Here is a 24792-nt window from a genome sequence, read left to right as displayed (position 1 = left end):
GAAAGGTGAGGGATTATATGAAAGATCCTGTATTATTAAAGGGAAATAATTATGGTCTGACAATTGTACTGGATTCAGAGATGGATTTTCGAAAATTAAAACAGGTCGTAAAAGAAAAGTTTATACAGGCAAAGGATTTTTTTAACAGTAAGAAGCAGATAGCTGTTAAAATTGAAGGGAGAAAACTCAATTCCATACAAATGAGAGAGTTGCTGGATATTATTTCAGAAAACAGTTCTTTAGAAATCGCATATATTATTGAAGATGATAAACTGGCAGATAACATTTTTAAAGAAACAATGGATCAATATATCCATTTAAAAGAAAAAAAGCAGGAAGAGGCTAATGTTACTTCTGGACAGTTTTATAAAGGAACCCTTCGATCAGGACAAAGTCTTGAATCAGATTCAAGTGTTGTTGTTGTGGGTGATGTTAATCCTGGAGCAACAGTGATGGCTAAAGGGAATGTGGTTATACTTGGTTGTGCTAAGGGGTATGTTTATGCAGGAACAGATGGAGATGAGAAATCATTTATAGCTGCGCTGGATATGCAGCCTATGCAGGTAAGGATAGGAAATATGATAGCCAGATGCTCTGATGAAGAAAAAGATAGGAAGAGAAAGAAATTTGGCAGAAGCAAAAATGACTCACAGATAATGGAAGCGCAGATTGCATTTGTTGAAGATGGAAAGATATATATTGAACCAATATCAAAAGCGCTTTTAAGTGAGATTACAGTTTAGTGAATGGAGGAAATAAAAATGAGTGAAGTTATTGTCATTACATCCGGAAAAGGTGGGGTAGGAAAAACTACAACAACAGCAAATGTTGGAACCGGTCTTGCTAAAGAAGGGAAAAAAGTAGTACTGATTGATACGGATATAGGACTTCGCAATCTGGATGTGGTTATGGGGCTGGAAAACAGAATTGTATATAATCTTGTAGATGTTGTTGAGGGTAACTGTCGTATGAAACAGGCATTGATCAAAGATAAAAAATATCCAAATTTATTTTTACTTCCTTCTGCACAGACAAGGGACAAGACTTCTGTTTCTCCGGAACAGATGGGAAAACTGGTGGAAGATTTGAAAGAAGAGTTTGATTATATCATTCTGGATTGTCCTGCAGGAATCGAGCAGGGATTTAAGAATGCTATATCTGGTGCAGACAGAGCTTTAGTGGTGACAACACCGGAAGTTTCTGCAATTCGTGACGCAGACCGGATCATTGGTCTGTTAGAAGCAAATGAAATACATAAGATTGATCTTGTAATCAATCGAATCCGTATGGATATGGTAAACCGTGGAGATATGCTTTCAAAAGATGATGTTCTTGATATTCTTGCAATTAATCTTATTGGAATTGTACCGGATGACGAAAATATTGTTATTTCCACAAATCAAGGGGAGCCACTGGTGGGAACTTCAACTCCGGCAGGTAAAGCTTATGAAAATATATGCAAACGTGTCCTGGGGGAAAATGTCCCTTTTATGGAAATTACTGGACCAACATTTTTCCAGAAGCTTGCCAGTGTATTTAAGAAATAAGGAAGGAAGCGAGGAATATGGGAATATTTGATAATTTTTTTAAGAAAAAAAGTTCAGGAGAAGTTGCAAAAGATCGTTTAAAACTTTTATTGGTTTCGGATCGTTCCAATTGTTCACCTGAAACTATGGAATTGATCAAAAATGATATTATCAAAGTAATTTCAAAATATATGGAAATTGATCCAGAGGGATTGGATATTCAGATTACGCAAAACAGTGAAGAATCGGAAGGACCGGCCTTATATGCCAATATTCCGATTCGAGAACTAAAGAAATAGCATGGAGTGAAAAATGTTTCGAAACTATCGACTGAAAAATTATAATTTTAAACTTATTTTGACAGTTTTAGTCCTTTCTGCCATGGGACTGGTATTTATTCATAGTGCAAATCCTTCTTTTGTAGTAAAACAGGCGTTGGGAATTGTGATGGGAATTATAGTTATTGTAGCTGTTTCTATGATTGATTTTCAGTTTTTTACAAGAAATTCAGAATTATTGTATATTTTGAATCTTGTATTATTGTTGGGGGTAAAATTTTTCGGAAAAGAAGTTAACAATGCAAAACGATGGTTTTCCTTAGGACCCCTGGGAACATTCCAGCCTTCAGAGTTGACAAAAATTATTATGATCATTGTAGTAGCTGTTTATCTCGTAAAGCATCAGTATGATTTAAATGAGCCAAAGGTACTTGGAAAACTTGCGTTATTATGTGCACCTCCTTTATATCTCATATTAAGTCAGCCTAATCTGTCTACTACACTTGATATTTGTTTTATTATTATTGCCATGGTGTTTGTGGCGGGGCTGGATTCAAAACTGATTATTAGAGTGCTTGCGATTGGAATTCCGCTTTTGGCAATCTTTTTATGGTATGTTCAGACGCCTGGACAGATATTGTTAAGACCTCATCAGGTGGAGAGAATTGTCTCTTTTCTTCATCCGGAAGATTATGCTGATTCAACAGCACTGCAGACAAGCAATTCTGTAATGGCAATAGGATCTGGAGGATTATTTGGAAAAGGATTTGGCAGCAGTACCATTTCTAATGTATCAGCCAGTGATGTAAATCTGGTTTCTGAACAGCAGACTGATTTTATTTTTTCTGCTGTCGGTGAAGAATTTGGTTTTGTGGGATGTATCGTCGTAATGGCGGTTCTCTTTATACTGGTTCTCCAGTGTATTGGGATTGCAAGAAAAGCAGATAATCTTATTGGAATGTATGTAGCAACGGGAGTTGCCAGTTATATGGGATTTCAGTCGTTTATTAATATTGGTGTTGCAACTGGAACATTGCCAAATACCGGATTGCCATTACCATTTATCAGTTACGGTTTAAGTTCGATACTTTCAGCTTCTATAGGAATAGGGCTGTTGTTAAATATTCATTTGCAAGGAAAAAGATATTAGGAGGTTAATATGAATGTAGGATTAGTTGCTCACGATGGAAAGAAAAATCTTATGCAGAATTTGTGTATTGCATATCAGGATATTTTAAGGAAACATAAGATTTATGCGACCAGTACTACTGGACGTGTCATTGAAGATGTGACAAATTTGAAAATTCATAAGCTTTTAATTGGCCATTTTGGCGGGATGCAGCAAATGGGTTCTAAGATTGCCAACAATGAAATAGACCTTCTGATTTTTCTTCAAGATCCTTCTAATAAAAAGAGGACACCTGATTTCTATAATGTATTAAATCTTTGTGATAAATATAATATTCCATGCGCCACAAATCTTCCTACAGCGGAAGTTTTGATCCTGGCGCTGGACAGAGGAGATTTAGATTGGAGGAATATGTACAAATAGACTGTCATCAGACGGTCTTTTTTTACAAAAAAACGTATATGAAGAAATTAGTTTGTATTTTTATGTCTGTCATTTTAATGACTCTTTCAGGTTGCCAGATATTTGGCAATGATGGAAGTTTAACAACTTCATATGAGAGCCATTACGAGAAGAATGAAACAGAAATTAAAGAAAAAACATTGGATACCATGTGGCAGTCAAAAGCTGCTCAGGTTGGAGTTGTTTCAAAAAAAGATGCAGATCATGTCACATATTCGAATGTAAAAGAAGCTTTGCTCGTAAATAATGAAACAAATGAAGTTCTGGTAGCGCAGAAAGTATTTGATCAGGCATTTCCTGCAAGTACAACAAAAATCATGACAGCGTTACTGACACTGGAAAATTGTGACTTGAATAAGATAGTGACTATAAAAAAAGATATTAAGTTTAAAGATGGAGCGGCAGTGGCATTGCATTTAAAAGCAGGCGATAAGATTACGGTGGAAGCATTATTAAATGCTTTGATTGTTATGTCCGCTAATGATGCAGCGATTGCTCTTGGAGAAGAAATTGCAGGAAGCGAAAAAGCATTTGTAAAAATGATGAATCAGAGAGCTAAAGAGCTGGGAGCTACTAATACGCATTTTGCCAATCCAAATGGATTGCATCTTGAAAATCATTATACCACTGCTTATGACCTGTATTTAATATTTAAAGAACTTACGAAACATAATGAATATTTTGATATTGCAGGAAAATCCAGCAGTTATATAGAATATACCAATAAGAAAAATCAGCTGCAGACATATGATATGGCAGCAACCAATCAGTATATACTTGGAAACTATACACTGCCTCATCAGGTATTTATGATTGGAGGAAAAACAGGAACAACAACACAGGCGGGTTCTTGTCTGATTATTTTAACCAAAAATAAAAAAGGTGAAGAATTTATTTCTGTTATATTAAAAGGAAAAGATAAATCTTCTCTCTATCATACGATGTCAAAGATTTTGTCAAAGGAAAATTAAAATGGAACGATATCAGACTTACAGTAGTCATTTGAAAAAAATATATGGAGAAAAAGTATATAAGCTTCCAGTAAATCTTCCTGTTTCCTGTCCCAATCGAATGGATGGAAATGGGTGTACTTTTTGTGGGGGTGTGGGAACCGGATTTGAAGCAATGAGTGCTATGGTTCCTGTAAATGAACAATTAATGACAACAAAAGAAAAAATAAAGCGACGTTATAAGGCAAAGAAATTTATTGCTTATTTTCAAAATTATACCAACACATTTCTTCCATTGTCTGATTTTAAAAAATATATAGAAGAGGCTGCGCAGGTTAAAGATATTGTCGGGATTTCTGTTTCAACAAGACCAGATTGTATCAACCGTGATTATCTTCAGGTACTTAGTGATATTTCAGATCAGTATAACATTAGAATCAGTATGGAATATGGTCTTCAGACTGTAAATTATCATACATTAAATCAGATAAATCGAGGCCATACTCTTGCGGAATATCTGGATGCTGTTCTGATGACAGCTTCATACAATTTTGAAATCTGTACTCATCTTATTTTAAATTTGCCGGGAGATTCTATGGAGGATGTTATAGAGACAGCTAAAATAGTCTCTGCACTCCCGGTACAGATTGTAAAACTTCATTCATTATATATTCCAAAAGGTTCAACATTGTATGAGGAATATGAACATGGTAAAATAACTTTATGCACAGAAGAAGAGTATTTAAACCGTTTGACAGAGTTTATCTGTCATGTTCGTAAGGATATGGTTATTGAGAGACTTTTCAGCAGAGTTCCAAAAGAGGATGCAAGTTTTTCTAACTGGGGAATCAGCTGGTGGAAACTTCGCGACATGTTTGACAGATTAATGGAAGATAAGGGGTATATTCAAGGTTGTAAGTGTAATTATCTCAATGGGGCAGCATTAGACCGATGGAGGATGGAGTAGATGGCAAGAAAAAGGGAAAAAGTTCGTTGGAATATCGGCATGATAGTTTTCTTGATAATTTTTATATATGTGATCATCAATGTGCTGATTTTTTTTGGAAAGAAGAAGCTGACAGTTTATAAAGTCACAGAGGATAGGATTACCAATACTTTTTCGCTTACAGGTATTGCAATAAGAAAGGAAGTATTATTAAAAGCATCACACAAAGGATATATTACATATTATGTGGAGGAAGGCAGGCGAATCAAAAAAAATGGAACAGTGTTTATTTTGGACAAAGAGGGAAAGGCACAGGATATTTTTGCGAAACAGCGTGAAGCTATGCATGATAGAGGAACAGTAACAGATGACAGTGAAGTTCGACAAAAGATTGTGGAGTATCAGTCTGTCTACGATGATAATCATTTTTCGGATGTATATGATCTGAAATATGATCTGAAGAATGTAATTTTAAATATTAGTGAATCATCTATGAAGAAAGTTGTAGATGCTGTAGGGGAAAAAATCGGATCAGAGGAATTTAAAACACAAAAGAGTCCTGCCAGTGGAATTGTAACATTTTATTCAGACAATTTTGATGGAAAAGAGCCTGATGATATAAGACAATCTGACTTTATACAGGATAATTATCGAAAAATAAAATATAACTCATCTGATAAAGTCAAAAAAAACAATGTGGTTGGAAGGGTCAGCGAAAGTGAAAACTGGACAGTGGTAGTTTCACTTACAAAATCTCAATATGATCAGTTGAAAAAAACAGATCGTGTAACAGTGAAATTTATGTTGGATCAGAATACAACTTCTGCAGATATTAATGTGAAGAAAATAAATAGTCAATATTATGGATACCTAAAATTTGATGATTGCTGTATTCGTTATATTAATGAACGGTATTTGGATCTTGATATTACGTTAGATTCTTATAAAGGGCTGAAGATTCCTAATACTGCTTTAGTAAAAAAGGAATTCTATCAGGTGCCAAACTCTTTCCTTTCTAAGGGAAATGATGGGAAACAGGAGGGATTTAGCGTTCGGACTACAAATGATAATGGTGAAGTTAAAGTTGAACAAAAGGATTATAAGATTTATAAAAAGACAGAGAAGTATTGTTATCTGGATCCTGAAGAAGTTGGAGAAAATATTATGCTTCAATCAATGGATTCGGATAAGACTTTTTTGATAGAAAAAACAAAATCGCTTTATGGAGTGTATTGTACAAATCAGGGATATGCAGATTTCAGACCGGTAGAACTGGTTATAAGAAAAGATAATTATTCCATTATTAAAGAGAATACAAAAAATGGGGTAGATCTTTATGATTTTATCGTATTAGACAGTACCACCATTAAGGAAAACCAAATTATATATTGACAAAGAAGGAAGTGGGAGAATGTTAATCGAAAACTACAATCAAGTAAAGAAAAATGTTGAACTGGCATGCAAAAGGGCAGGAAGGGATCCCAGAGAAGTTACTATTATTGCAGTCAGCAAAACGAAGCCTTTAAGTATGGTAGAAGAGCTCCGAAAAGATAAGGTAATGGATTTTGGTGAAAATAAGGTTCAGGAGCTGAAAGACAAATATGAGCAGATCAGCTGGCCGGTTCGCTGGCATTTGATTGGCCATCTTCAGACAAATAAAGTAAAATATATTGTTGATAAGGTTGCCCTGATTCATTCTGTAGATTCTGTAAAACTCGCAAGCCAGATTGATAAAGAGGCACAGAAACATAATGTAAAAGAAGTGCCTATTCTTATTCAGGTCAATTTTGCTGCAGAAGATACAAAATTTGGATTAGATCCTAAAGATGTATTTGATGTGGTTAATGAAATATCAAAACTCGAACATGTAAAGATTAAAGGGTTAATGCAGATAGCTCCTTTTGTTGAAAATCCAGAGGAAAATCGCCCTTATTTTGCTGCTATGAAACAATTATCTGTTGACATCAAAGAAAAAAACTTTAATAATGTAGATATGAGTATACTCTCAATGGGAATGACTAACGATTATGAAGTTGCGGTTGAGGAAGGTTCAACTATGATAAGGGTTGGAACAGGAATCTTTGGTGAGAGGAATTATAATATATAGCGGAGGAAAAGAAATGAAGGGTACGGTCGACAAATTACTAAATTTTATGAAGCTGACAGAAGATGAAGAGTATGATGAAGAATACGAAGAATATGAAGAAGATGATGAGGAAGAAGTAAGACCAGAGAAATTCTCATTTTTTAAGAAAAAAGAATCTGCAGCTGAAGAACCAGAGGTTGTCAGCCAGCCTGTTGAACCAAACAGAGAAGCAAAAAAACGTAGATTTACCAGTGCAGGAAGCAGTAAGGTGGTTTCGATGAATGGAAGAGGAGTAGAAGTGTATGTTATAAAACCTCAGGATTTTGCAGAGGCACAGACAGCAGCGGATCTTCTGAAAGAAGGAAGAACAGTTGTGATTAATCTGGAAGGCATAGAACTTACTGTTGCTCAGAGAAGTATTGATTTTATTGGTGGAGCAACATATGCGATCAACGGATCTCTTCAGGCTGTTTCCAGTAATATTTTTATTGCTGCACCAGATAGTATTGAAGTTAGTGGTGATTTAAAAAACGAGATTATGAATGAGAATACTATTTCTCCACAATTAAAGTAGGAAGTTATGAAGGAAGAAGAATTATTAAAAAAAAGACTTTCAGAACTTGCAGAAAAGGCATTTTCTCAAAATATATATACGTATACTCATTTCCTAAGTGAATATGAACAGAGTATTTATAAAGAAATGCAGAAGGAATTAGCATTTGTGGACTCTCATCTGGAGGGAGGACATGAGTATTATACCAGAGCTTTTGTAGTATTTGGTTCAGAGGATATGTTTGGATATGAAGGTGAGATTCCTTTGGCATGTGCCAAAGTCTCACCTCTTTTTGATAAATATGCTGAGAATCTGTCTCATCGAGATTATCTTGGTGCCATGATGAATCTTGGAATAGAAAGACATCAGACAGGTGATATTCTGGTAGATGGAAAGACTGCATATGTGTTTTGTTTTCGGCACATAGGTGAATTTCTTGAGGAAAATTTCACGAAAGTGCGACATACGCAGGTAAAAACAGAAATTATTCCCTGGAAGGAAATGGGATTTTTACAAAAATTTATGGAAAAAGAAGGATTTGTTGCATCCATGCGTCTCGATGCATTAATTTCCATGGCATTTGGAATTTCAAGAAAAGTCAGCGAAAGTCTTTACAAAAGTCAAAAAGTATTTTTGAACGGTAAAATACTGCAAAAGGGTGACCAAAAGATAAAACCAGGAGATGTAATATCAGTCAGAGGGTATGGTAAATTTCTGGTAAAGGAATTAGGAAAACAGTCCAAAAAAGGACGGCAGTTTGTAGTATTAAAGATCTTTAAATAGGAGGATAACATGATTACGCCGGTTGAAGTATTAGGGAAAGAAATAAAAAGAGGCTTTGGATATAAAGCAGTTGAAGTGGATGAATTCCTGGAAGAACTTGCCAGAGACTATGAAATCATTTATAAGGAGAACAATGAGCTTAAAGAGAAGGTGGCAGCTTTGACAGAAAACCTCAGTCACTATCGAACTATTGAGGAATCACTAAAAAAAGCACTTGTTCTAGCCGAAGAGACATCAAAGGAAACTATTGAAAATGCTTCTAAAACTGCCAAAATGATGGAGAATGAAGCTATTGCTAAATCAGATGAGATGATTCGTCAGGCTGAAAAAGAGGCAGAACACATCCGTACCAGTGCACAGGAGGATTTTCAGGAGGAAAAAGCTGAATTTCTCCAGCAGATTAATAATTATAAAAAATTGATACATAAACTGGAAAGTGATTACTGCAGTTATAAATCAAGAATACTGCAATTTATCAACGGACAGCTGGATATATTAAATAACCCGGTGTATGAAATGGAGTTTCAGGTAGCTGGAGAACAAGAGAAAGAACAGGATGAGGAATATGTGCAATTTGGAATTGAATCATAAAATAGAAATAAAGAATGAAGGAAAAAAGGCTTATGATATCTATTTGAAAGATTCTTTTGGTGATTTACTGGAAACAATGGATTTTATGGAATTGGAGAATCGTAAAGTTTGCATAGTAACAGAAAGTAATGTGGCTCCAATTTACTTAAAAGAGATGTATCAGAGGATTTCTTCAAAGGCAGCAAAAACGATAACTTTCAGTTTTTCTGCAGGAGAGGCCAACAAACAGTTAAGAACTATTGAATCTTTATATGAACATCTGATTAAACATCATTTTGATAGAAAGGATTTGCTGGTAGCGCTGGGCGGTGGAGTTGTAGGCGATATGACAGGTTTCGCAGCAGCAACGTATTTAAGGGGAATTGAATTTGTACAGATTCCAACTACTTTGCTATCTCAGGTTGATAGCAGTATTGGAGGAAAAACCGGAGTGGACTTTCTTCAGTACAAAAATATGGTTGGTGCGTTTCATCAGCCAAAGCTTGTTTATATTAATACTTCAACGTTAAAATCGCTACCAGAAAGGGAGTATTTTTCTGGTATGGGTGAGGTTATCAAACATGGTCTGATCAAAGACAGCAATTATTATCAATGGATTAAAAATCATGTTGAGAAAATTAAGGCAAGAGATGATGAAATTTTAAAAGAAATGATTTATAGAAGCTGTCTGATCAAAGGCGGAGTGGTGGAACGGGATCCAAAGGAAAAAGGAGAACGTGCACTTTTGAATTTTGGGCATACTTTGGGACATGCTATAGAAAAACTCAAGAATTTCACATGGCTTCATGGGGAATGTGTTGGTGTAGGATGTCAAATGGCTGCTATGATTTCAAAGATAAAAGGGAATATTACCTTACAGGAGATGGAAGATATCGGTCATGTATTTAAAGAGTTTGGCCTTTGGAAATCTATTGATGGATTATTGGCAGAAGATATTATCGCGGCAACAAAATCTGATAAAAAAATGGAAGGAAAACAGATTAAGTTTGTATTGCTGGACAAAATCGGGGAAGCCTATATTGATCGTAGTGTGACAGATGATGAAATGAAAGCAGTGTTAGATAAATGGAATTAAAGATGAAAAAGCATATAAGGATTTTTGGTGCAGTGGCAGGACTGGTGATGATAGACCAGATTTCAAAAATATGGGGATTAAATGAACTGAAAGATAAAAATGCTATTTCTGTGATTCCGGATATTTTTGAATTACGTTATTTGGAAAATCATGGAGCCGCTTTTGGAATTCTTCAAAATCAGCAATGGATATTTGCCATTATTACAATTATGGCACTGGCTGTATTAACCTGGATATATTTTAAATTGCCGGAAAACAGGAGATATTTGCCGTTAAAGGGATGCTATGTATTTTTGACAGCGGGAGCCATAGGGAACTTTATTGATCGTATGATGAATGGATATGTTATTGACTTTTTCTATTTTAAGCTGATTGATTTTCCTATTTTTAATGTGGCAGATATTTATGTGACAATATCTATGGCAGTTTTAATTGTTTTGCTGCTGTTTTACTATAAAGATAATGAACTGGATTTTTTAAGTCGGAAAGGGAAAGATGGAAGATAAGATAGAAATCATCATAGCAGATGAACAGTCAGGTAAAAGGCTGGATCTGGTATTAAGTGAGGAATGTCAGGAGTTTACCAGAAGCTATATTCAGAAGCTGTGTAAAGATAAAAAGGCTTTTGTAAACGAAAAAGTTTCCAAAGGAAATTATAAATGTAAAAAAGGTGATCGGATCAGTCTGATGATTCCAGAACCGGAGGAACTTTCCATAGAGCCAGAAGAGATGGAACTGGATATTGTTTATGAAGATCAGGATGTAATTCTTATAAATAAACCTAAGAACATGGTGGTCCATCCGGCGGCAGGTCATTATACAGGAACTCTTGTAAATGGACTCATGGCTCATTGTAAGGATGGATTATCTGGAATCAATGGAGTCTTAAGACCCGGGATTGTCCACAGGATTGATAAAGATACCACAGGAATTCTTATTGTATGCAAAAATGATATGGCACATAAGAGTATTGCAAAACAGCTGAAAGAACACTCTATAACACGAAAATATCATGCCATTGTATATGACAATATAAAGGAAGATGAAGGAACCATAAATGCTCCCGTTGGAAGAAGTCAAAGAGATAGAAAAAAGATGGCCGTTAATCCTGCTGGAAGACATGCAGTGACCCATTATAAGGTACTTCGTCGTTTAAAAAAAGGGTTCACGTATATTGAATGTCAATTGGAGACGGGAAGGACTCATCAGATTCGTGTCCATATGGCATCCATAAAACATCCTTTGCTGGGAGATGATGTATATGGACCTAAAAAACAAAAATATTCTCTGGAGGGACAATGTCTTCATGCAAAAGTTTTAGGCTTTATACATCCAAGAACGAAGAAATACATGGAATTTGAAGTTCCGTTACCAGATTATTTTAAAGAACTACTTGAAAAACTTGATTAGCAACAGGAGGAAAGCATAATGAAACTTGGATTTATCGGATGTGGAAATATGGCACAGGCCATGATTACAGGAATTTTAAAACAGCAGGTTGTTACAAAAGAAGAATTGATTGCCTCAGGACCTACAGCGTCTAAAATGGAGCAGGTAAAAGAGAAATTTGGTATTATTTCAACAACAGATAATCACAGAGTAGCATTAGAAGCAGATATACTGGTGTTGTCTGTTAAACCTCAAATGTATGAAACTGTGATTAAAGAAATAAAAGAAGATGTAAGAAAAGATCAGATTATTGTAACTATTGCAGCGGGAGTTACAATGAATCAGGTAGAAAGACAGTTTGGTCAGGAAATAAAGATTATTCGTACAATGCCTAATACTCCAGCTCTTGTGGGGGAAGCTATGGTGGGTATGTGTTGCAATGATTATGTGGAAAATGAAGAGTTCGAAAAAGTTCGCAGTTTGTTTGAAAGCTTCGGAAAAGTCGAAGAGGTTACAGAAAACCTGATGGATGCAGTGGTAGGTGTCAGCGGAAGTTCACCTGCATATGTATATATGTTTATCGAGGCTTTGGCAGATGCAGCAGTTATGCAGGGGATTCCGAGAAATAAGGCTTACACATTTGCTGCTCAATCAGTTTTAGGAAGTGCCAAAATGGTTCTTGAGACAGGAGAACATCCAGGAGCTTTAAAAGATGCTGTCTGTTCACCAGCAGGTACTACTATTGAGGCAGTCAGAGTTTTAGAAGAGAAGGGTATGCGTAGTGCTGTGATCGAAGCAGTAAATAGTGCCAGTGAAAAAAGCAAGGAAATGGGGAAATAACTGTTTACAATAAGATACATATATGATATATTATAAAAGTTGTTTGACCGATACTCAGATTTGGGCACTCCAACCCTTTCCTGGTATCTGGCGTCATAGGATAGATTTAAGGAGGAAGAAACATGATTTCAGCAGAAAAGAAAGCAGCTATCGTAGCAGAATACGGTAAAGATGCAAAAGACACAGGTTCACCAGAGGTTCAGGTTGCTATTTTAACAGCAAGAATTCAGGAACTTCAGGAACATTTTGACAAACATCCAAAAGATCATCATTCAAGAAGAGGTCTTTTAAAGATGGTTGGTAAAAGACGTAACTTATTAGCATACTTAAAGAGCAAAGATGTTGAAAGATATCGTTCATTAATCGAAAGATTAGGATTAAGAAGATAATTTTAAAAACAGGCACCTTTCTTCACATAGTGTGAGGAAAGGTGTTTTCTTTTGACAAAAACTATGATATACTTAATAAGTTATTGAGGCGTTTCCCGAGACTACTGAAAAGCCAGTTATCAGAATAGGGCAGCTGTTTTTTCAGTTGTTTCGGCGCCTTATGATAAATAATATATGTTTTTTAAAGGAGACGAAAAGATGACAAAGCAGTTTAGCATGGAGCTGGCAGGTCGTACTTTAATGGTTGAAGTAGGACGTGTTGCAGCACAGGCCAATGGTGCAGCATTTATGCATTATGGGGATACAGTTGTTTTATCTACAGCAACTGCATCTGAGAAACCAAGGGATGGAATTGACTTTTTTCCATTGAGTGTAGAGTATGAAGAAAAATTATATGCTGTAGGAAAGATTCCGGGAGGATATTTAAAGAGAGAAGGAAAACCTTCTGAAAATGCAATTCTTACAGATCGTGTAATCGACCGTCCTATGAGACCGTTATTCCCGAAAGATTATCGTAATGATGTTGCGTTAAATAATCTGGTAATGTCTGTTGATCCTGATTGCAGTCCTGAGCTTACAGCTATGCTTGGATCTGCAATTGCAACAGCTATTTCAGATATTCCGTTTGATGGACCAACAGCTTCAACAATGGTTGGTTTGGTAGATGGTGAGTTTGTAATTAACCCAACAGCAGCGCAGAAAGAAGTTTCTGACATGGCATTAACAGTAGCATCAACAAGAGAAAAAGTTATTATGATCGAAGCTGGAGCCAATGAAGTTCCGGAAGATGTTATGCTGGAAGCCATTTTTAAAGCTCATGAAGTAAATCAGGAGATTATTAAATTTATTGATACCATTGTAGCTGAATGTGGAAAAGAAAAGCATGATTATGAACATCATGTGGTTAATCCTGAAATGTATGATGACATGGTTGCATTTATTACACCAGAAGCAATGGAAGAAGCTGTATTTACAGATGATAAACAGACCAGAGAAGCTAATATTCGTGCAATTGAAGAAAAATTAGAAGAACGTTATGCCGAAAATGAAGAATGGCTAGAGCAGATTAGAGAAGCTGTATATGCATTCCAGAAAAAGACTGTTCGTAAAATGATCTTAAAGGATCAGAAACGTCCGGATGGTCGAGATATTAAACAGATTCGTCCACTACATGCAGAGGTCGATTGTCTGCCACGAGTTCATGGATCTGCAATGTTCCAGCGTGGACAGACTCAGGTTATGACAGTGACAACTTTAGGATCATTATCTGAAGCACAGCGTCTTGATGGAATTGATGTAACAGAGACAGGAAAGAGATATATGCATCATTATAATTTCCCATCATATTCTGTTGGGGAAACACGTCCTAGCAGAGGTCCTGGACGTCGTGAAATTGGACATGGAGCACTGGCAGAGAGAGCGCTGGTACCTGTTCTTCCAACTGAAGAGGAATTTCCTTATGCTATTCGTACAGTTTCTGAGATTATGGAATCAAATGGTTCAACTTCTCAGGGAAGTATTTGCGCATCTTCTTTATCACTGATGGCATCCGGTGTACCGATTAAAGCACCTGTAGCTGGTATTTCTGTTGGTCTTGTAACAGGAGAAACTGATGATGATTATATTATTCTCACAGATATTCAGGGACTGGAAGATTTCTTTGGAGATATGGACTTTAAGGTTGCAGGTACAGATAAGGGTATTACTGCCATTCAGATGGATATTAAAATCCATGGTTTGACAGAGCAGATTATTAGAGAAGCTATTGCAAGAACAAAAGAAGCAAGAACTTATATTCTTCATGAAGTTATGAATCCTGTTATTGGAACAGCAAGAGATCATGTAGGAAAATATGCACCAAAAATTTCTCAGTACACCATTGATCCTGAAAAGATTTCTGAAGTTATTGGAAAACAGGGTAAAACAATCAATGCAATTATTGACGAAACAGGTGTTAAGATTGATATTGATGAAAGCGGAAGAATTGATATTCTCAGTGAAGACCAGGCAATGATTGATAAAGCAATCAGTATTATCAAGTCAATTGTGGAACCATTAAATGTGGGAGATATCTATGAAGGTGAAGTTGTAAGAATCATGCCGTTTGGCGCATTTGTCCAGCTGTCTCCAAATAAAGATGGAATGGTTCATATATCCAAATTATCAAAAGAAAGAGTTGAAAAGGTTGAAGATGTGGTAAATATCGGAGACAAAGTGGCAGTAAAAGTGTTAGAGATTGATAAGATGGGAAGAATTAACCTGAAATTAGAAGAAAAAATTGATGATTAATTATTGAAAGGTAGAAGGAAGGATTTCTTGCAACAGAGAAACCTTCCTTTTTTCATTACATAGGAAATTCCTTTGAATTTCCTATGTAATAAAAAACGCTCCGCGCGGATGTGCAAAGGAAAGCAGTTAAAGCTGCTGCGCATCGGCACGCAAAGCGGAGCAAGTCCCTCATGATTGAGGGATACAGGGAGTTGATAGCGGACTTGTCCGCTTTGTTCTAAAATAGAAATTTGTTAATATATGCAGAAGGGAAAAATTTATGGAGAAAATAGTACTGGCATCGGCATCACCACGGAGAAAAGAATTATTTGAGCTGGCAGGGTTATCGTTTGATATTGTGCCCAGTCAGGTGGAAGAGGTGATTACTAAAGAAAAAACATGGGAAGTTGTCATGGAACTGGCATCACAAAAAGCATGGGATGTATGGAAACAAACGGGGGGAAAGCAAATCATTGTAGGAGCCGATACAGTTGTTGCCTATGATGGGAAGATTCTTGGAAAGCCAGAAGATAAAGAGGATGCAGCAAGGATGCTTTCCATGCTTAGTGGAAATACACATCAGGTGTATACAGGAGTATCGGTTATTTACAAGGAAAAGGAATGGAACTTTTATGAAGAAACAAAAGTTCAGTTTTATCCTTTGAACCAGAATGAAATTCAGACATATATTCAGACAGGAGAGCCGATGGATAAAGCAGGAGCTTATGGAATTCAGGGGAAAGCAGCACCGTTTATTAAAAGTATAGAAGGAGATTATTATAATGTAGTAGGTTTTCCGATTGGCCGATTTCTTCAGGAAATGAAGAAGGTGATGGGGTGCAGATAGAGTTATTTAAAAATGTTTTGTGGAATGTGAGTATTATTATAATCTTGGGTTTTTTTCTTGCTAAGACTTCAATTATTCGACATATGATGATTTCCTGGGAAACTGGTTTAAAAGAAAAAATGGAAGTGGCAGTCTTACTTGGAGGAATTGGAATAGTATCTACATATATGGGTGTCAATATACACGGAGCTATTGCAAATACACGTGTGATCGGAGTGATGTCAGCCGGTCTGATCGGAGGACCGGTTACCGGAACTGTGGCTGGTCTGATTGCCGGAATCCACAGATACCTTATAGATGTTGGCGGATTTACGTCTGTTGCCTGTATGGTATCCACCATTATAGGAGGAATGACAGGAGGTCTGTTTTATCATCATTTGAGACGTATAAGATTTTATCACTGCGAAATATTTTTTATTACCGTATTTGAAGAAATACTTCAGATGGTTATTATTCTGCTGTTTACAAAGCCTTTCGCAGATGCACTTTATCTGGTGAAAACGATTTTTGTACCAATGGTGCTTGTTAATTCTACAGGTGTTGTTTTATTTATAACAATGATGGAGTCAGGCTGCAATGAACAGGATCAGGTAAATGCCAGAAGTGTGAAGGATGTATTTCACATTGCACAGTTATGTCTGCCTTATCTGAGAAAAGGCTTATATGATAAAAAGGCATTGGAAAAAGTGTCAGAAATCGTTATATGTAATTCATCAGTATCAGGTGTTGCGATTGCCGATACGTCCAGGATCCTCACAGCATCCGGTATTGCAGTAAAGCTGAATGATGATTATTTGAAAATTCAAAAGTCAGGGCTGGCAAAAGTTTTTCTGCCTCAAAACAATAAAGAAAATCAAAAGTATTTCTGGTTTAGTACACCAATCCAAAAGGAAAATCAGATAGTTGGTACTTTGATTTTATGTAGTGAGAAAATACGATGGAATATAGAGCAAATGAAAGAATTCGCGATGGGTCTTTCCAGTATTTTTTCTACGCAGCTTGAATTATCCCAACTGGAATATGAGCAGAAATTAAGAAAACAAGCTGAGTATGGAGCACTGCAGAGTCAGATTAATCCGCATTTTTTATTTAATTCAATTAATACAATCAGTTCATTTTGCAGAAGGGATCCAGATAAGGCAAGAGAATTACTGATTGCTCTGGCAGAATGTTTCCGGAAGTCATTGAATCACCCGAATGCCATGGTAACTATTGAAGAAGAAATGGATCATGTCCATGCTTATTTGAAACTGGAAAAAGCAAGATTTGGAGATTCACTGGAAATTAATGAAGATATTCAGGAGAATCTGGAGGTAATGATTCCTTCATTTTCACTGCAGCCTATTGTAGAAAATGCTGTGAAGCATGGAGCAAGAAAAAGCAGGGAGGGGACTGGGAAAATATGGATTACAATAAAACGAAAGAAACAAGGGGTGGAAATTGCTGTTTGCGATAATGGACCGGGAATTGAGAAAGAAGTCATACAAAAGCTTTACAAAGGTGACATTGACAGCAGACATGTAGGTATGCAGAACGTATACCATCGTTTATTGAGCATATATGGAAATCAGTGTATATTTCAGATAATTTCTCATGAGACAGGAACAAAAATCAGTATTAAAATATTAAATGATTGAAATGAAGGAGGGAGTATTCATGAGAATATTGATTGTTGATGATGAAGAACCGGCAAGAAGTGAATTGAATTATGAAATAGAAAAAATCCTGCAGGAGGCAGTAATCGAAGAAGCATCCAGTGGCGGTGAAGCTTTACAAATGGCTGTTCAGAAAAAATATGATGTTGTTTTTGTGGATGTTCAGATGAATGATATTGAAGGAACTGTTATAGCCAGGACATTGAAAAAAATTGACTCTGAGGTGCAGATTATCATGGCAACAGCTTACGAAGATTATGCTGTTGAGGCTTTTGATATAGATGTAACAGATTATATTTTGAAACCTTTTGATCCGTCAAGAGTTAAACGTGCACTAGAACGTGCAGAACAAAATATTAAAAGAGAAACAAATTTTCAAGGGGAGGGAAATCACAGGATTGCTGTAATGGCTGATAAGAAAAACATTATAATTGATATTCGGAAAATTATTTACATTGAAACGGAACAGAGAAATTGTCTGATACATACAAAAAGAGAGCAGTACAAGGTATCTCAATCTATAGGATGGTTTGAACAAAAGTTAAGTCCAAGAGGTTTTTTTCGATGCCATAAAGGAATTTTAATTAATTTAAATTATGTAACAGAAATTGTAACATCTTTTCATAATGCAGTTAGCGTAAAAATGGAAGGAATGGGTGATTTGGAAATCCCGGTCAGCAGAAATAAAATCCATGAGTTGAAACAATTATTTTCTGCTTGATTTTTTTACATTTCGTGCACAAAAATTGACAGTTTATACCTCTATATATACAGATAAAACAAATAATATATATAAATTGCACAAAAAGCCGTACAATTAATAACAGAAAAAAGGAACCGTAAAAGGAAGTTTTGAAAGAAGAGGTGAAATATTATGATTACTTTTTTCATTGCATTACTGTTACTGATTGTAGGCTATCTTATCTATGGAAAGATAGTAGAAAAGAACTTTGGACCAGATGATCGGCAGACTCCATCTTTGAGAATACAGGATGGAATTGATTTTGTTCCAATGAAAACATGGCGTTGCTTTCTGATTCAGCTGTTAAATATTGCCGGACTTGGGCCGATTTTTGGCGCACTTCTTGGAGCTGAATGGGGACCTATCGTATATTTCTGGATTGTTTTAGGAACAATTTTTGCTGGTGGTGTGCATGATTATATGACTGGAATGATTTCTACCAGACATGATGGAGCCAGTGTTTCAGAAATTGTTGGAATTTATCTTGGCGGTGGAATGAAAAATGTCATGAGAGTTTTTTCTGTTATCCTTCTTGTTTTAGTAGGAACAGTCTTTGCTACGGGACCTGCAAATCTTCTGGCAATGCTTACACCAAAAACATTTGATGCAAAATTTTGGCTCGTAGTGGTACTTATATATTATTTTCTGGCGACATTACTTCCGATTGATAAAGTAATCGGAAAACTTTATCCGATTTTTGGTATCTGCCTGATTATTATGGCAATAGGCGTTGCTGGAGGGTTAATTGTAAAAGGATATCATTTACCGGAAATGACGCTTGCAAATCTTCATCCGGCACATCAGTCTATATGGCCTTTTATGTTCATAACAGTAGCCTGTGGTGCAATTTCAGGATTTCATGCAACACAATCACCAATGATTGCAAGATGTTATACCAGCGAAAAAGATGGAAGAAAGATATTTTACGGTGCAATGGTTTCTGAAGGTGTCATTGCATTGATCTGGGCAGCAGCAGGTGTAAGTTTTTATAACGGAACAGGAGGTTTGTCTGTAGCTCTTGCAAAATTAACACAAAATGGAGTTGTATATGAAATATGTCATACATTATTAGGGCCTGTTGGTGCCGTACTGGCAATGATCGGTGTTATTGCCTGTCCGATTTCTTCTGGAGATACTGCGTTTAGAAGTGCAAGATTAACATTATCTGATTGGTTTAAGATTGATCAGAAAGCTACAAAACCTAGATTAGCATTAAGTGTTCCTATTTTGGCAGTTGGTGCATTGTTATCACAGATTGATTTTCAGATTGTCTGGAGATATTTTTCATGGAGCAACCAGACGCTGGCAATGATTGCGTTGTGGGCAGCTTCCATGTATTTGGTTAAGAACGGAAAGATGTGGATCATGACGGTTATTCCGGCAACCTTTATGTCAGCAGTAACAGCTACATATATTATGATTGCTCCTGAGGGATTCCATTTATCTTCGAAGATCGGATATCCTGTTGGAATTATTTTTGCAGTTATATGTTTTGGAATTTTTTTATACAAAAAAAATAGAAAGAAATTATAAAAAGCTATGGAAAACCTTTGACGGCATCCCTGAATTTTTGATATGATACAAAATAGGAGAAAATTCCTATTAAAAAGAAAGGGATACAAAAATGGATAAAATAGCAATTGTAACAGATAGCAACAGCGGAATCACACAGCAGCAAGGGAAAGAACTGGGAATATCTGTGCTTCCAATGCCGTTTTATATTGATGAAGAATTATTTTATGAAGATATAACACTTACGCAGGAAGAGTTTTATAAAAAGCTTGCGGAAGATAGGGATATTAAAACTTCACAGCCAGCACCTGGAGATGTTATTGACTTATGGGAAAAGTTGTTGAATGATTATGATAAGATTGTGCATATTCCAATGTCCAGTGGGTTAAGTAGTTCCTGTGAAACAGCAATGATGCTGGCAGAGGATTATGATGGACGGGTTCAGGTAGTAAATAATCAGAGAATTTCCGTTACACAGAGGCAGTCAGTACTGGATGCTGTGAAACTGGCAGAGACAGGAAAATCTGCCGAAGAGATAAAAGATATTCTCGAAAAAGAAAAGTTTGACACGGGAATATATATTGTGGTTGATACCTTAAAGTATTTGAAAAAAGGTGGAAGAATTACACCTGGGGCAGCAGCCATAGGAACTGTTTTAAGTATTAAACCGGTTCTGCAGATCCATGGAGAGAAACTGGATGCTTTTGCTAAGACCCGTGGAGTTAAAATGGCCAAGAAAAAAATGATTGCTGCAATACGAAAAGAACTTGAGAAACGATTTCCAGATGGCAATTTTGCAGAGCATGCCTATTTAGAGGCTGCTTATACCGGTAATAAAGAGATTGCCATGGAATGGGCAAAGGAACTTCAGGAGGAATTCCCAGGAATGGAATTCCATATGGATCCATTGTCATTAAGTGTTGCATGCCATATTGGATATGGAGCACTGGCTGTTGCATGGACACATAAGATTAAATAAAAAATAAGTTAAAAATCCTTATGCATTATAGTATAAGGATTTTTTTTGTGTTAAGATAGCTCCGGATATCAATTTGGTCAAAGGTGAAGAAAGATGAATTTAAATAAAATATTGAATTTTTCCATGGAAATTGGAAAAGAAATGTTAATAGCGGGTGCTGGAGTGTCCAGAGTAGAAGATACCATTGAGCGGATCTGTAAGGCATATGGAGCCTGTGAGACCAACGTATTTTCCATTACTTCCAGTATCGTAACTTCCATTAAAGATGAAAATGGAACTGTCATAACACAGACAAAAAGAATCCGTAATTATCATACAGATTTTACAAAACTGGATCAGCTAAATTCTTTATCACGATATATGTGTCAGGAACTTCCAGAAATCGAAGAAATTGAAAGACGGCTGATAGAGATAAAAAATGGAGAAACAATTGGTTTTAAAAGAGAATTGATTGCCTCGGCAATGATCGCAGGTTTTTTTGCGCTTTTCTTCGGCGGAGGTATACAGGAAGGATTGGTTGCAGCTTTTACAGGAGCTTTCATAAAATCTTTTGAGCAGTATATGAATAAATTTACGATAAATTATATGTTTTTAAGATTTATGTCCTCATTTTTTGTAGCTTTATTAGCATGGACCATCGCACAGACAGGGGTTGCCAGTGATTTTGGAAAAGTTATCATTGGGAATATTATGTTCCTGGTTCCGGGAGTTGGATTTGTCAATGCTCTTCGAGATATGATAGGAGGAGATATCATGTCCGGAATCTTGCGTGTATGTGAATCTATCATGTTAACGATTTTTCTTGCCGGTGGTTCTTTTACAGCTTTGTTGATATTGGGAGGGATGTAGCAGATGGAAAAAGTAATATTGCAGATTATTGCAAGCTTTGCAGGAAGTGTTGGATTTGCCATGCTCTATAATCTTAGAGGAAAAAAGGTATGGACCTGTGGATTAGGCGGGATGGTATGCTGGATTTGTTATCTGATCATGGAGCAGATAACAAATAGTTTTTTCCTGATGAATATGGCAGCAGCTGTAGTAGCTATATTGTATGCAGAATTGATGGCAAGATTTTTAAAAACACCAGCAACCGTACATTTGATCAGTGCGATCATTCCGTTGGTTCCAGGAGGATATCTGTATTATGCAATGCAATATGCCATTGCAAAAAATGGAGTGATGTTTTATATTTATTCACAAAAAACAATTGTTGCAGCTGCAGCTATTGCCTGTGGTATTATGATGGCATCATCTCTTTGCAGACTTTTCATAGAAATGATTCATTTTTATAAAAATAAAATCATAGAGTAAAGAAAAAGAAAGAAAATGAAATATGGATGAAGATGAAAAACTGGAAAATCAGTTTAATCTGGCTTTGGACCTGAGCCCTGAGGAACGGGAAAAAACAATGGATCTGGATGTTGGTTATAATATGCAGGATAATGTATGGGAAGTAATTTTTCAGTATACAGGAAATCTCCAGGATATAAAGAGGGGACAGGGAATAAAAATAGAACCGTTAAGCAACGGATATGCTATTGGTTTTGTGCCGGAAGAGCAATTACAGGCTTTTGCTTCACTTCCTCAGATTGTATATGTGGAAAAGCCAAAAGCATTGCTGCTTTCACAGGAAAGAGGAATTGCAGCTTCTTGTCTTTTGCCTGTGAAAAGAGCACCATTATCTCTGACAGGAAGAGGGGTATATGTGGCGGTAATTGATACAGGAATTGATATATTTCATCCGGATTTTATAGACTCTGAGGGGAATACAAGGATTGCTGCTTTGTGGGACCAGACAATTCCAGGTAATCCTCCGGAGCCTTTTTCGTCAGGAACAATAGTTGAAAAAGAACAGATTAACCGAATTCTTCGTGGAACAGAACAGTGGAAAGTGATACCCGGAAATGATCCAGGAGGACACGGTACTCATGTGGCATCTATTTGTGCAGGGAATCAGGGCGTTGCTTCTTCATCAGAGCTTCTTGTTGTAAAACTTGGAAATTTAAATGAACGTGGATTTCCGAGGACATCTCAGCTGATGATGGCATTGGAATTTGTTATAGATTATGCTCAGAAGAGAGGGGTACCTGTTGCAGTAAATATCAGTTATGGAAATAATTATGGAGACCATAGAGGAGGATCACTGTTAGAAACATTTATAACGCAGATTTCAGGAAAATGGAAGAATACTATTTGTATTGGGACTGGAAATGAAGGAGATACCGGAAGACATAAAAGAGGAAAATTAAGTAAAGGTTCTGAAGAAATTATATTTAATATTGCTCCATATGAACAAAATATGAATCTGCAGTTATGGAAACATTTTGTGGATGATTTTTCGATAGTTCTTATGTCGCCATCGGGAACTGTTCATCAGATACAGAGACAGAACGGGAAAATGAGTTATGACTTTGGAAGTACACTGGTATATGTTTTTTACGGGACACCAACGCCTTATAACCAATGGCAGGAAATTTTTTTTGCTTTTGTGCCAAAAACAAAGGCAATGGAAAGCGGGCAATGGAAAATTCTTTTGTCACCGGAAAGACTGGTCAATGGAAGATATTATTTCTGGCTTCCTGTTTCCAGCGGGACTAATGCAGCAACAAGATTTTTGGAACCAAGTACGACTATGACGTTAACGATTCCATCAACAGCAGATAAAATCATTGCGGTGGGGGCCTATAATGTACAGTATGACTCCTATGCAGTCTTTTCTGGAAGAGGTGATGAGGAACTATGTGTAGAAAAACCTGATCTTGTGGCACCTGGGGTTGGAATCCTAGGAGCATCTCCTGGAGGTGGAGATACATTAATGTCCGGAACTTCCATGGCGACACCATTTGTAACAGGCTCTGCAGCTCTTTTGATGGAATGGGGGATTGTGAAAGAAAATGATTTATATTTGTATGGAGAAAAGGTAAAAGCATATTTTCATAGAGGAGCAAGAGCAATGAGAGGTTTTTCGGTATATCCCAATTCACAGGTGGGTTATGGGGCACTTTGTGTGGAGAAGAGTCTTCCAATCTAATTGCATTTGAAAAATGCAATTAAAAAAGTTCTTTTTTTGTGCTATACTTATCTACAAATGTTATAAGATATACAAAAAGCGGGAGAGTAATTATGAATAGTAAAATAAAAGGATTAATAATTGCAGGGATAATTTTTCTTTTGATTTTAACAGGTTTCTGTGGGTATGGATATATTTCACAGAAAATAACGGCAAATCAGGGAATTGAGCATTTAAACAAAAAAGAATACCAAAAAGCCTATGAAAAATTTTATCAGGCCTCAGAAAAATTTACATTATTATGGACAAAACAAAAAACCAATGTTTTATTTTATAAGGGAGAAGCATTGTATCAGCTGGAACGATATGATGATGCGGTTAAAGTTTATGATAAATTGATAAAAAAAGGGGAAAGCCGTGCCTATTCTTTTAAAGCATTTTGTTATGTAGGAAAAGGTCAGGAAGAGAAGGCAAAACAGATTTGTGATGAAGGTATCAAAGAGATACCTGACGCAGGAGATATTTACTGTACTAAGTATGCAATTTATGCAAAGCAGAAGAAATATAAAGAAGGATTAAATGTTCTTGAGACGGCATTGAAACAGGTTAATCTTAAAAATGAAGACGAAGTTATGTTTACACGAATCAGTGCATATGAATCTATGTTTCAGTATGATACAGCATATAAATATGCAAAAGAATATGTAAAGAAATATCCTAAAGATACTAGAGGAAAAAAAGAGCTGACTTTTCTTGAAACAAGATAAACCTATGGAGGGAAA

27 protein-coding genes are annotated in these 24792 nt (G+C 36.2%); all 27 read left to right on the top strand.

Annotation, left to right across the window (positions count from 1 at the left end; translation table 11 throughout):
- Positions 1-17: 17 nt before the first annotated feature.
- The 27 genes from minC to BHF70_RS03670 all read left to right on the top strand — a co-directional run bounded on the left by minC (position 18) and on the right by BHF70_RS03670 (position 24777).
- Entirely contained in the window at positions 18-743 is a 726-nt protein-coding gene (gene minC / locus BHF70_RS03800; protein WP_075760516.1) for a septum site-determining protein MinC, read from the top strand.
- A gap of 18 nt (positions 744-761) precedes the next feature.
- The gene (gene minD / locus BHF70_RS03795) at positions 762-1547 is read left to right on the top strand and encodes a septum site-determining protein MinD (protein WP_075759016.1); all 786 of its coding nucleotides are present in this window, start codon (positions 762-764) and stop codon (positions 1545-1547) included.
- A 17-nt stretch (positions 1548-1564) separates the two neighbouring features.
- Positions 1565-1825 (top strand): cell division topological specificity factor MinE, encoded by a 261-nt coding sequence (gene minE, locus BHF70_RS03790; RefSeq protein WP_075759015.1) that lies wholly within the window; start codon positions 1565-1567, stop codon positions 1823-1825.
- A 13-nt stretch (positions 1826-1838) separates the two neighbouring features.
- Positions 1839-2954, top strand: a complete 1116-nt coding sequence (locus BHF70_RS03785) for an FtsW/RodA/SpoVE family cell cycle protein (protein ID WP_075759014.1) — start codon at positions 1839-1841, stop codon at positions 2952-2954.
- Between the two features lie 9 nt (positions 2955-2963).
- Positions 2964-3356: a methylglyoxal synthase gene (locus BHF70_RS03780; RefSeq protein ID WP_075759013.1), complete on the top strand. Its 393-nt coding sequence runs from the start codon at positions 2964-2966 to the stop codon at positions 3354-3356.
- The gene (locus tag BHF70_RS03775) at positions 3335-4366 is read left to right on the top strand and encodes a D-alanyl-D-alanine carboxypeptidase family protein (RefSeq protein ID WP_242946305.1); all 1032 of its coding nucleotides are present in this window, start codon (positions 3335-3337) and stop codon (positions 4364-4366) included. Before BHF70_RS03780 ends, BHF70_RS03775 begins: the two co-directional genes overlap by 22 nt.
- Before the next feature lies 1 nt (position 4367).
- Positions 4368-5312, top strand: coding sequence for a TIGR01212 family radical SAM protein (locus tag BHF70_RS03770; protein WP_075759012.1), 945 nt, complete (start codon positions 4368-4370; stop codon positions 5310-5312).
- Positions 5313-6683: an HlyD family efflux transporter periplasmic adaptor subunit gene (locus tag BHF70_RS03765; RefSeq protein ID WP_075759011.1), complete on the top strand. Its 1371-nt coding sequence runs from the start codon at positions 5313-5315 to the stop codon at positions 6681-6683.
- A 19-nt stretch (positions 6684-6702) separates the two neighbouring features.
- Positions 6703-7398: a YggS family pyridoxal phosphate-dependent enzyme gene (locus BHF70_RS03760; RefSeq protein ID WP_075759010.1), complete on the top strand. Its 696-nt coding sequence runs from the start codon at positions 6703-6705 to the stop codon at positions 7396-7398.
- A gap of 13 nt (positions 7399-7411) precedes the next feature.
- On the top strand, positions 7412-7951 hold the full coding sequence (locus tag BHF70_RS03755; RefSeq protein ID WP_075760515.1) for a cell division protein SepF: 540 nt from the start codon (positions 7412-7414) through the stop codon (positions 7949-7951).
- A 6-nt stretch (positions 7952-7957) separates the two neighbouring features.
- Positions 7958-8713, top strand: coding sequence for a YlmH family RNA-binding protein (locus BHF70_RS03750; RefSeq protein ID WP_075759009.1), 756 nt, complete (start codon positions 7958-7960; stop codon positions 8711-8713).
- Positions 8714-8722: 9 nt separating this feature from the next.
- Positions 8723-9304, top strand: coding sequence for a DivIVA domain-containing protein (locus BHF70_RS03745; RefSeq protein ID WP_075759008.1), 582 nt, complete (start codon positions 8723-8725; stop codon positions 9302-9304).
- A complete protein-coding gene (gene aroB / locus BHF70_RS03740) occupies positions 9294-10379 on the top strand; it encodes a 3-dehydroquinate synthase (protein WP_192846112.1) in 1086 nt (361 codons plus the stop codon). Before BHF70_RS03745 ends, aroB begins: the two co-directional genes overlap by 11 nt.
- On the top strand, positions 10370-10885 hold the full coding sequence (gene lspA, locus BHF70_RS03735; RefSeq protein ID WP_242946302.1) for a signal peptidase II: 516 nt from the start codon (positions 10370-10372) through the stop codon (positions 10883-10885). The genes aroB and lspA overlap by 10 nt, the downstream gene beginning before the upstream one ends.
- Positions 10875-11789, top strand: coding sequence for an RluA family pseudouridine synthase (locus BHF70_RS03730; RefSeq protein ID WP_075759006.1), 915 nt, complete (start codon positions 10875-10877; stop codon positions 11787-11789). The genes lspA and BHF70_RS03730 overlap by 11 nt, the downstream gene beginning before the upstream one ends.
- Positions 11790-11807: 18 nt before the next feature.
- Positions 11808-12608, top strand: coding sequence for a pyrroline-5-carboxylate reductase (proC, locus tag BHF70_RS03725; protein ID WP_075759005.1), 801 nt, complete (start codon positions 11808-11810; stop codon positions 12606-12608).
- A 122-nt stretch (positions 12609-12730) separates the two neighbouring features.
- A complete protein-coding gene (gene rpsO, locus BHF70_RS03720; protein WP_075759004.1) occupies positions 12731-12997 on the top strand; it encodes a 30S ribosomal protein S15 in 267 nt (88 codons plus the stop codon).
- A 198-nt stretch (positions 12998-13195) separates the two neighbouring features.
- Positions 13196-15286: a polyribonucleotide nucleotidyltransferase gene (locus BHF70_RS03715; protein ID WP_075759003.1), complete on the top strand. Its 2091-nt coding sequence runs from the start codon at positions 13196-13198 to the stop codon at positions 15284-15286.
- Positions 15287-15545: 259 nt separating this feature from the next.
- Positions 15546-16112 (top strand): nucleoside triphosphate pyrophosphatase, encoded by a 567-nt coding sequence (locus BHF70_RS03710; RefSeq protein ID WP_075759002.1) that lies wholly within the window; start codon positions 15546-15548, stop codon positions 16110-16112.
- Positions 16103-17749, top strand: coding sequence for a LytS/YhcK type 5TM receptor domain-containing protein (locus BHF70_RS03705; protein WP_083638274.1), 1647 nt, complete (start codon positions 16103-16105; stop codon positions 17747-17749). Before BHF70_RS03710 ends, BHF70_RS03705 begins: the two co-directional genes overlap by 10 nt.
- 19 nt (positions 17750-17768) lie before the next feature.
- Complete coding sequence (locus BHF70_RS03700) at positions 17769-18488, top strand: LytR/AlgR family response regulator transcription factor (protein ID WP_075759001.1); 720 nt, start codon at positions 17769-17771, stop codon at positions 18486-18488.
- Between the two features lie 153 nt (positions 18489-18641).
- Positions 18642-20042, top strand: a complete 1401-nt coding sequence (locus tag BHF70_RS03695) for a carbon starvation CstA family protein (protein WP_075759000.1) — start codon at positions 18642-18644, stop codon at positions 20040-20042.
- Positions 20043-20133: 91 nt separating this feature from the next.
- Positions 20134-21000, top strand: coding sequence for a DegV family protein (locus tag BHF70_RS03690; protein WP_075758999.1), 867 nt, complete (start codon positions 20134-20136; stop codon positions 20998-21000).
- Positions 21001-21093: 93 nt separating this feature from the next.
- Entirely contained in the window at positions 21094-21849 is a 756-nt protein-coding gene (locus tag BHF70_RS03685; protein WP_075758998.1) for a threonine/serine ThrE exporter family protein, read from the top strand.
- Between the two features lie 3 nt (positions 21850-21852).
- On the top strand, positions 21853-22311 hold the full coding sequence (locus tag BHF70_RS03680; protein ID WP_075758997.1) for a threonine/serine exporter family protein: 459 nt from the start codon (positions 21853-21855) through the stop codon (positions 22309-22311).
- A gap of 22 nt (positions 22312-22333) precedes the next feature.
- Positions 22334-24031 (top strand): S8 family peptidase, encoded by a 1698-nt coding sequence (locus BHF70_RS03675; protein ID WP_075758996.1) that lies wholly within the window; start codon positions 22334-22336, stop codon positions 24029-24031.
- A 92-nt stretch (positions 24032-24123) separates the two neighbouring features.
- Positions 24124-24777 carry a tetratricopeptide repeat protein gene (locus BHF70_RS03670; RefSeq protein ID WP_075758995.1) on the top strand — a complete coding sequence of 218 codons (654 nt, stop codon included), beginning with the start codon at positions 24124-24126 and terminating at the stop codon, positions 24775-24777.
- Positions 24778-24792 lie beyond the last annotated feature (15 nt).

Source organism: Anaerostipes sp. 494a (genome assembly GCF_001940315.1).
GTDB classification, from domain to species: Bacteria; Bacillota; Clostridia; order Lachnospirales; family Lachnospiraceae; genus Anaerostipes; species Anaerostipes faecalis.
The sequence above is the reverse complement of the archived record's forward strand: the minus strand, read 5'-3'. Positions and strand labels throughout refer to the sequence as shown.